The sequence below is a fragment of the Pyxidicoccus caerfyrddinensis genome (assembly GCF_010894405.1).
Classification (GTDB): domain Bacteria; phylum Myxococcota; class Myxococcia; order Myxococcales; family Myxococcaceae; genus Myxococcus; species Myxococcus caerfyrddinensis.
In genome coordinates this window covers 38,173-47,418 of sequence record NZ_JAAIYA010000048.1, presented here as the reverse complement: position 1 = coordinate 47,418, position 9,246 = coordinate 38,173, and the positions used below count along the sequence as shown (strand labels likewise).

General features: G+C 70.6%; 8 protein-coding genes. 6 read left to right on the top strand and 2 right to left on the bottom strand.

Annotated features, from left to right (window positions below; all coding sequences use genetic code 11):
* Positions 1-375 precede the first annotated feature (375 nt).
* Complete coding sequence (locus G4D86_RS50505; protein ID WP_164002881.1) at positions 376-1,440, bottom strand: serine/threonine protein kinase; 1,065 nt, start codon at positions 1,438-1,440, stop codon at positions 376-378.
* 415 nt (positions 1,441-1,855) lie between these two features.
* On the opposite strand from G4D86_RS50505, the gene G4D86_RS50500 reads away from it, so the two are divergent.
* Genes G4D86_RS50500 through G4D86_RS50475 form a run of 6 tightly spaced genes read left to right on the top strand, consistent with a single transcriptional unit; the run spans position 1,856 to position 8,389 of the window.
* Entirely contained in the window at positions 1,856-2,755 is a 900-nt protein-coding gene (locus G4D86_RS50500; RefSeq protein WP_275899244.1) for an ATP-binding cassette domain-containing protein, read from the top strand.
* Positions 2,752-3,561 carry an ABC transporter permease gene (locus G4D86_RS50495; RefSeq protein ID WP_164002879.1) on the top strand — a complete coding sequence of 270 codons (810 nt, stop codon included), beginning with the start codon at positions 2,752-2,754 and terminating at the stop codon, positions 3,559-3,561. Before G4D86_RS50500 ends, G4D86_RS50495 begins: the two co-directional genes overlap by 4 nt.
* Complete coding sequence (locus G4D86_RS50490; protein ID WP_164002878.1) at positions 3,548-4,798, top strand: aminotransferase class I/II-fold pyridoxal phosphate-dependent enzyme; 1,251 nt, start codon at positions 3,548-3,550, stop codon at positions 4,796-4,798. The genes G4D86_RS50495 and G4D86_RS50490 overlap by 14 nt, the downstream gene beginning before the upstream one ends.
* Complete coding sequence (locus G4D86_RS50485) at positions 4,795-5,706, top strand: nucleotidyltransferase domain-containing protein (protein WP_164002877.1); 912 nt, start codon at positions 4,795-4,797, stop codon at positions 5,704-5,706. Before G4D86_RS50490 ends, G4D86_RS50485 begins: the two co-directional genes overlap by 4 nt.
* Positions 5,703-7,403 (top strand): alpha-amylase family glycosyl hydrolase, encoded by a 1,701-nt coding sequence (locus G4D86_RS50480; RefSeq protein WP_164002876.1) that lies wholly within the window; start codon positions 5,703-5,705, stop codon positions 7,401-7,403. Before G4D86_RS50485 ends, G4D86_RS50480 begins: the two co-directional genes overlap by 4 nt.
* Entirely contained in the window at positions 7,400-8,389 is a 990-nt protein-coding gene (locus G4D86_RS50475) for a nucleoside-diphosphate kinase (RefSeq protein WP_164002875.1), read from the top strand. Before G4D86_RS50480 ends, G4D86_RS50475 begins: the two co-directional genes overlap by 4 nt.
* A gap of 5 nt (positions 8,390-8,394) precedes the next feature.
* Here G4D86_RS50475 and G4D86_RS50470 read toward each other — a convergent pair whose 3' ends face one another.
* On the bottom strand, positions 8,395-9,183 hold the full coding sequence (locus tag G4D86_RS50470; protein ID WP_164002874.1) for a hypothetical protein: 789 nt from the start codon (positions 9,181-9,183) through the stop codon (positions 8,395-8,397).
* Between the last annotated feature and the right edge of the window lie 63 nt (positions 9,184-9,246).

Here is a 9,246-nt window from a genome sequence, read left to right as displayed (position 1 = left end):
GGAAGACGGTGAGGACATCCGACAGCAGCCCGCTGTCCTTCAACAGCGCCCAGCGCACCCGGTGCGGGAAGGACAGCGTCCACTGACGGTAGGGCACGTGTGGCAGCACCCGCTCCACCAGGTGCACTGCCGTCACCTGCGCCCGCTTCGCGCTACAGGAGGGACACGCTACAGCAGCCCCGGGCTGGAGCGCTCTCAACACAGCTCGGCATGGGGCAGGGCGCGGCGTAATCGGCTGGAACTCCTACGAAAACCGCTCTCGACCGATCTGGAGCGCTCTCGCCGGAAGCCTCCAGCGGCGAGTTCGATTCCCGCCGCCTCCATCACAATGCGGGTAGACGGCGCGCATCTGATTCCGGCGCGGGCGCGTACCTCTCAGTCCGCGGAGCCCGAGGTGGAAGGGCGAGCGGGTGGGAAGAAGGGCGCGTAGCAAGCCTCCTTGTACACGTAGCCGATCTCGTCACAGTCCTTCGAGGCCAGGGCCAGCTTCATCCAGCAGCCGCCATGGATGGAAACCAGCCCCTTGCGAGGACAGCGACCGCTGGAATCTGGCCGCTGCTGTCCGGGGAAGGGTTTGGGGGGCATGTCGAGGGCGATGGTCGACCACGCGGACGGTGCTGCTGCTTTGGCGGACAAGGGTGCCGTCAGCGCGGAGTCCCCGACAGCCACGGCGCCGCCGTCCTTCGCCTCCAGTCGTGCCGAGACTTGAGCGTTCGTGGGCGCGTTTCCCGGCCGTGCACTCATCAGCGAACCGATTCCCAAGACCAGTGACACTCCCGCACCGACCGCGATGCGCCAGTGTCTCCTGCTCTCTTCTCGACCCCTGAGCGAAACGCGCCGCGAGGATGCACGTACCGCCACGGGCCGGGCTTCCTCCAGGTCGAAGAGGGGCTCATCCGCCTCCGGCCCTGCCTCGCGCGCGGCCTTCTCCATCACTTCAGCCAGCTCGCCTGCGCTGCCACGCGCCTCCGGACGCACGGACATCATTCGAGACACGAGAACACTCAACTCCACGCTGCAGCGGCTGTTGAGGCCTCGCGCAGCGCGCGGCCCCGAGCCCTCCAGGCTCCAGATGCGAGCGCCCTCGTCATCAAACCCCAGCGAGGGAGGGTACTCGCCGGTCACCAGCCGATAGCCGGTAACGCCCAGTGCGAAGACGTCATCCGACGGCCCCGGTGCGTAGGGCACGGCGGGGGCAGGGGAGGGGAGCATCACGGTGCGCCACGCCTCCGGTGAGCGGTATGCCGGCGTTCCAGGAGGGAAGGGCGGCCAGGTCAGCGTGGCGGCGCCAAGGTAGTGGCTGGAGCCGAAGTCGAGGAGGAAGGGCTGTCCATCCACTTCCCTCACCAGGACGTTGTCACCCTTCACGTCCCTGTGCACGCCGCCCACTGCACGCGTGGCCTCCAGCGCGCGTGCGAGGCTGGCGAGGCACGAGAGCACCTGTCGGGAGGTCGGTAGCTGTCAGCGAGACGTGCGGGGTCGCGGGGTGCCAACGTGGCAAGGCTCGGTGAAGGCGCCAGGCGAGCCGTGCAACGATGGGACCAGACAGGCCGGAAACCTGTCACGCGCCGTCCGCAGGCGCGCGTTCCCCGCCATGCCGCAAGCATTCCCAGACTTTGAGGGGTGAAGCGGGAGCAGCGCCGCTGACGCAGTTCGAGCTTCGTGATTCCCGCGCGGACCCCGGGCCGCAGACCGTGACGCGGTCCGGCCTGGCGGGTGCTGCCCGCATGCTGGATGTCAGATCGGCGCGGTAGAGCCTCTTCAAGGGTTCCCGCTTTATGCCGGTCATCTCGAAATCATCGTTTTCATTGGGAGTCCCGTTTGTGTCAGGGGCTCCTGGTACCTCGTGAGCGTCATGCACGGTTCTGTCCTGCTCTGTGCGGAGGGCTTGTCCTTCGCCTACACCCGTGGAGCGCACGTGCTCCGTAACGCGTCCCTTTGCTTGAGGGCGGGGGCTTCCGTGGGGTTGCTCGGCGCCAATGGCGCGGGCAAGACGACGCTGCTGGGCGCCCTCACGCGCACGGTGCGGGGCACGGCCGGGGGCTCGCTCCGGCTCGACGTGGGGGCGCTGCCCGCGCGTCGCGCCATCGGTTACGCGACGCAGGCCCTCGCGCTCTACCCCATGCTGACGGTGGAGGAGAATGTCGGGCACCTGGCCTCGCTCCTGTTGAGGCGCGCGGAGGCGAAGGCCGCCATCTGTCGAGCCATCGAGGAGTTCTCGCTCGGCTCCATTGCCCGCACGCGGGTGCATCACCTGTCGGGTGGGCAGCGGCGCCTCGTGCACCTGGCGGCGAGCTTCGTCCACGGCCCGCCCATCCGGCTGCTCGACGAGCCGACCGTCGCGCTCGACTTCGAAGCCCGCCAGCTCGTCGTCAAACGCGTGCGCGGGTGGCGTGAGGAAGGTGCCGCGGTGCTCATCACCGCGCACTACCCCGAGGACATCGAGGAGCTGTCCACGGAGCTGGTGCTGCTGCGGGACGGGACGACGCGGGACCTGGGTGAACTGGGAGCCGTGCTCTCGAGCCAATCCCGCACGCTGTTGCTCCAGGCAGAGCGCTCCGCGTCCCGGTCCGAGAGCACCTCGTGGGAGCTCATGCTTGCCACGGGCCGCCTGGACGAGGTCCGGGCGAAGCTCGGCGAGCTCCCTTCCGATGTCCGCCTGTCCGAGCTGCGCCTGTCCGGCAACAGGCTTCGCGACATCCTGCTGAGGGACCCTTCGCTCAGCTCCTTTGCTGAGGGGACCGAGCAGCGATGAGTCCGCTCAGGGAGTCCAATCAAAGCTCCGCCACCCAGGCGGTGGCCGGGTTCGTCAATGTGGTGGCGGGCTACGCGTTGACCGAGTGGCGCGTGCTGTGGCGCGAGCGCACGGCGATGGTGTTCATCTTCATCCTGCCCGCCGCCCTCTCCGCCATCCTCGGCCCCGGTGTCTCAGGGCTGGAGGCGGCGCCGGGCGCCATGGGCCGGGCCACCATCGGCTTCGCGGTGATGTTCAGCTACATGGTGGTGACGTACTCGGGCCACGCGTTCTACCGGGACTTCTGGTACCACACGAACGGCCGGCAGGCGCTGATCCGCCCCTCGAAGCTCGCGTTCGCCATGGGCAAGGTGCTGCCCGCGTGCGCGATGTCGTTCGTGCAGCTGCTGCTCTTCACGGGCTTCGCGGCGGCGTTCCTCGGCCTGCCACTGCAAGGCAGCTTCGCGCAGGTGGCGCTCACCGGCGCGGCGCTGGTGGTGAGCGGCTCGGCGCTGGGGTTCCTCCTCTTCGCCGTCACGCGCAGCACCGCCACGCTCTCCAACCTCTCCTACCTCGTGCTCGTGACGTTCAGCGCGGTGGGCGGCGCCATCGTCGTCACGGACGCGCTGCCGGCGTGGTCTCGCACGCTCGGCTACGCCACCCCGCACTACTGGGCCCTGCGCGCGCTCAACGAGGCCACCTTCGGCCAGGGCCGCTGGAGCGTCGTGCTCCAGAGCACCGCCGTCATCCTCACCTTCACCGCCGTGTGCGCGGCCGCCGCGAGCCTGGCGTTCGACTTCCGGGACCTGAAACATGACACCACCTGACCAAGACACTCCGGACCGTCCTCCGGCTCCCATCATCAGCCGTCTGCTCGGCGACCCGCGCGTGGCCCAGGCCCGCCTTGGCAGGCGCATTGGCCGGCTGCCGTACTTCACCAAGGTGGAGTCCGCCACCGGCCCCATCACCCGCATGGAGGGCCGGGAGATTCTCAACTTCGGCTCCAACAACTACCTGGGGCTCGCCAATGACGCGCGCGTCATCTCCGCCGCCCAGGAGGCCGCCGCCCGCTGGGGCGCGGGCGTGACGGGCTCGCGGCTGCTCAACGGCAACCTCGCGCTCCACGAGGAGCTGGAGGAGGCGCTGCGGCGCTTCTACGGCCGCACCGGCGCCCTGGTGTTCTCCACCGGCTACGGCGCCAACCTGGGCCTGATGAGCGTGCTGCTCGGCCGCCATGACCGCGCCTGGGTGGACGAGGAGATGCACGCCTCTGTCCTGGACGGCGTGGCGCTGGCGCGAGCCAACATGAAGCGCTTCGGCCACAACGACCCCGAGGACCTCCTCGCCCAGGCGGCGGAGGACACCCACCCCGGCATCTGCGTCGTCGAGGGCGTCTACTCCATGCGCGGGGACAGGGCCCCGCTGCGCAGGTTCCTCGAGGTGTGCCGGGCCTCGCGGCTGGCGCTCATCGTGGACGAGGCCCACGGGCTCGGGACGGTGGGCACGCGAGGGCTCGGCACCGTGGAGGACGAGGGCGTCGTCCAGGACGCGGACTTCATCACCATCACCTTCTCCAAGAGCCTGGGCTCCTGCGGCGGCGCCATCATCGGCGACGCGGAGCAGATCGAGGCCCTGCGCTTCTTGACGCGCCCCTTCCTCTTCACCGCCGCCAACACGCCGGCCTCGGTGGCCGCGGCCCTCGCGGCCCTGCGCATCCTCCAGGCGGAGCCGGGCCTGGTGCGCGAGCTGAAGGAGCGGGTGCGGTCGCTGCGCGAGGCGCTCCATGCGCGCGGGCTCCGCCCCATCCCCTCCGACGGTCCCATCGTCAGCGTGGAGGTGGGCGCGGACTTCGACACGCTCCAGGCGTGGCGACTGCTCTGGAACCGGGGCATCTACGCCAACCCGGTCGTCTCCCCGGCCGCGCCGGCCGGCAAGGGGCTGCTCCGCCTGAGCGTGATGCGGACCCATGAGGAGCAGATGGTGCGCACCGTCGCGGACGCGTGCGCGGACGTTTTCTCGGACCTGCAGCTGTCCCACGAGGGACGGGGGAAGGTGGCATCATGAAGCGCACACATCAGCTCGCCAGCGGCCAGCCGCTCACCGCGGAGACGCTCCGCGCCCACGGCGTCGACCTCGAGCACATCCTCTCGGGGCTCGTCAGCGACCCCGCCTCGTGCGGCGTCCTGCTCACGGGCTCGCTCGCGGCCGGCAACGGCACCCCCAGCTCGGACGTCGACCTGATGGTGCTCATTCCGCACCGCACGTCGCTCGTCACGAGCAGGGAGGGCGTGCGCTTCAAGAACAGCCGCTTCAGCGAGGCGCTCCAGTACTGCGACGGCATCGAGGTCAACATCGAGCTGGCCGAGCGCCACCGCGTCGCCGAAATCATGACGTGGATGACCGCCATCGCGCCGGCGCTCTACAAGCCGTCCGAGCTCAAGTTCATCCCCATCATCGACGGCCCGGAGCTGCGCTTCCTCCAGCGCCTGCGCACCGGCCTGCCCCTGCTCAACCCGAACCTCGTGGCGAGCTGGCGGGACGAGTTCCTCGTGGAGCTGCTGCCCACCTACCTCGCCGTGCGCCACTTCATGGAGGTCCACGAGTACCTGGAGGACGCCATCAGCCACCGCGCCTTCAACGAGGAGTCCAGCCGGCACGTGGCGCGCATCTCCGTGGAGGAGGCGCTCGTCTCCATCCTCGCGGCGCTCGGAATCTCCAGCGCGTCGCGCAAGTGGCTCATCGTCGAGTCGCGCAAGGCGATGGCCACCGCGAGCGAGGTGGACCGGGGACTGCTGGCAGAGGGGCTCGCCATCCTCGCGGACTGCGCGGCGAGTCCGCTCGGGGACTGCCTCGCGCGCATCGAGGCGCTCCACAAGCGCATCGCCGTGCGCCTGTCGGCAGAGCCGGAGCTGGCACGCGCGGTGGAGTTCATGCAGGGCAAGATTGGCTACGTGCTCGAGCAAGAGGCATGACCTCCTCCAGCACCACGGCCGTACCGGGCCGCGCCCCTCCGATGGCGCGGCTGCGGGACGCGCTTGCCCGACTCCATGGCGCAGAGCGCGCGGACACACTCGCCCGGGAGCTGGCGGCGGTGGCGGACGGCGTGCGCGCACGTCGCCGGCCCGGGCGTGTCGTGGGAAGCGAGAGAGCCGCCGTCATCGCCGTGTACCCGGACCACGTGCTGGACGGCGGCCTGGCCCCGCTCGCGGCGCTGCGGCGCTTCCTCGACGAGGAGGTGGGGGGCGTGGGCCCGGCCCTGCTGCACGTGCTGCCGCCCTACGTGTCGGACGGGGATGACGGCTTCGCGGTGGTGGACCACCAGGCCGTGCACCCCCGCTTCGGCGCATGGGACGACCTGACGCGCCTGTCGGAGTCGAGCGGTGGGCTGATGCTCGACCTGGTGATGAACCACGTGTCCACCGCGCACCCGGGGTTCCAGGGCGTGCTGCGCGGGGAGGGGAACCGGGAGGACTTCCACCTGTTCTCCGAGCCGCGGGCCCTCGAGTGGGGCACGCGGGTGCGCACCTCGTCGCTCCTCCAGCGCTTCGACACCGCGGGCGGCCCCGTGTGGGCGTGGTGCACGTACGGGCGCTCGCAGGTGGACCTCAACTACACCTCGCCGGACGTCTTCGCCTTCATCGCGCGGACGCTCCTGCGGCTGGTGGAGGCAGGCGCGCGCGTCGTCCGCCTGGATGCCATTCCCCACGTGTGGAAGCGCGTCCCCGGCGGGCCGCACGAGCCAGAGGCGAAGGTGCTGGTGCGCGCGCTGCGCGCGGTGGCGGACCTGGTGGACCCCTCGGTGGGCCTCCTCGCGGAGACCGACCACCGCTCCGGCGAGCGGTGCTACCTGGGCGCGGACCTGGCGCAGCACGACAACCACCTCGCGGTGCCGCTGCTGGTGTTCGCCGCCGCGCTCGTTGGCGAGGGCGGACCGCTGGTGGACTGGGTGAACGCGTCCGCGTCCGACGCACACCGCTGTGACGGGTACGGCTTCCTCCAGACGCATGACGGCGTGCACCTGCGCCCCATGGACCCGCCGCTCGACGCGCGCACCCTGCGGCGGGTGCTGGAGCGGCTGGAGCGGAGCAACGTCTGGGTGTCCCACGCGGACGTGCGGGGCGAGCCTCAGCCGTACGAGCTCAACAGCTCCCTGCACCGTATCTTCTCCACCGAGGCGGGCCTCGACGTCGAGCGCTACCTCGCCGCGCACGCGCTCCTGTTCGCGCTACCGGCCACACCCTCGCTCTACTTCCCCACGCTCTTCGGACTGCCGGACGCGGTGGGTGTCGAGCCCTCCAACCCCCGCGCCGCGAACCGGTACCGCTACCCATACGCGGCGCTCCGCGCGCTCATCCGGCAGCCGGTGCATGCGCGCATCCTGAAGTCCCTCCTCGGCCTCATCCGCCTGCGCGACGGGCTGCCCGCGCTCCGGGAGGACGGTGGCTGCGAGGCGCGGATGGCGGCTTCCCACGTCTTCCATCTGACGCGGGGCCATGCGCACCAGCCCCTGCACGTGCTCGTGAATCTCGGTGTCGAGCCCGCGACCGTTCGCTCACCGCTGCGTGAGTGGAGGGATTTGCTCGGAGGCCGTCAGGGCAGGGGAGACGTCGTGCTCGCGCCGGCCGAGGCGGTGTGGCTGGTGGAACCCGGGAGCGGAGACCTCACATGAGAAACCTCGCCAGCGTATCCGGCCTCGTCGAGGCCTTCGCCTCGCGTCCGGCGAGCGAGGAGCTCGTCTTCACGTTCTTCGACCCGTACGCCCTCGGGCTCGGGCTCGCCGAGGAGGCGCTCGCCTTCCTCGCGAGCGAGGGCTTCCGCACGGTGGACCGGCGCTTTGTCCAGTACACGCAGAGCAGCATCGAGGCGGTGTACAGCCCCAACCGGCCCATCGCGCTCGACAAGACGTGGGCCGTGCCGAGCGAGGTCTACCTGCTCGAGCCCTCCTACGCGCTGCTGCTGCACACCCCCGGGCGGTCGGCTTCCGCGGCGTTCAAGGCGCTCAAGGGGTCCGCGGACCCGCGCAAGCGCGCACCGCACCACCTGCGCAGCCGGCTGCATGCCCCCACGCGCGCGCTGAGCCTCATGCACTCCTCGGACGACGCGCGCGCGACGATTGAAGAGGCCGCCACGGCCTTCGACCCGCGCGAGCTGCGCCTGCTCCTCGAGTCGGCCGGGCGTCCCACCCGGCGCGCCATGTCCCCCTCCCAGCAACTGCCGGGCGCCCTGGTGGGAAGGGCCTGGCGCCCCTCGCCCGTGGAGTTCCTCGTCCACCTGCGCCTCCGCCTCGCCGAGGAGGTGGAGCTCATTGCCCCCTTCCCGGACGGCCTGCCCCGGCTGTGGCGCGAGGCCGCGGGCCAGCTCGCCGCGCACCGTGCCGAGCACGCGGCGTCCCGCGAACTGTACCTGCGCGTCGTGGCCGACGAGGCGGCGCTGGTGCAGGAGTCGGTCCGCGCGGGGCGCGCGCACCCGCGCCGGCCGGGACTGTTCGACTACCGCGTGGAGCCGGGGCTGGCCGCCGAGGTGCTGGAGCTGCTCCACCAGCCCACGCTGTACCGCGAGACGGACCTCACGCAGCTCATCGGGCCGGTGGGGGCCCTGGTCCGCAACGCCTACGAGCGCGTGCTCCTGCGCAGCGCGCTCCAGGAGTTCGAATGAGCCCCTCAGCCCGCCAGCGGCACGCGCTCGAGGGCGCGGCTCTTGAGGATGAGGTCGTCGTGCGTGCGCAGGATGGTGAGCTCGTTCACCTCCAGCTCCACGATGACAGTCTCGCGGAAGCGCTGGAGCACGCTGAACAGCTCGTTCGCCTCGTGCACGTCCAGCTCGGAGTTGAAGCGCAGGTGGTCCGTCAGCTGCAGGCAGCCGATGTAGAAGCCGGGGTGGAGCGCGTGCTCCAGGCGCATCTGGACCGCGGTGAGGTGGTCCACCGGCTGCGGGCCGTCCGTCAGCTCCGGGTAGACGGGGAAGTACATCCGGCCGTTCTTCTTGCCCCAGAACCAGCCGCCCTTCACCTGGATGCGGAAGCGCGGGAAGCCCTCCAGCCGCTGCTTCACGAAGGGGACGATGTCCTGCGCGGGCATCCGCTCGTGGAGGCCGTTGCAGATGGTGAAGTGGTGTCGGTACTTGCGCCGCTCGACGATGTCCCACGCAATCTTGCGCGCCGCGGCCGTCATGGCGACGGCATTCATGAAGCGGTTGAACTGGGGACTCTGGGCGAAGGCACCGAAGTCCACGAAGCCCACCAGCGAGATGCGGGGCGCGCGGTAGGTGCCCATCCAGTCGTAGCCGGCCTTGACGTCGTACGGCACCACCTCCGGGTGGTCGGGCCGCGCCAGCGGCAACTGCATCAGCCGGTACTCGTAGGAGAGGACATGGTCCTCGGAAGGGCGGGGCTGAAGCTCGTTGCCCGCCCGGCGGTACGCGAGCCGCTCATCCGTGGCGAAGGTTCTCATGCATCGAATCCACCACACGTGGACAGGGGCGGCAATGTGCGGCCGCACTCGCGGCGCGCTCCA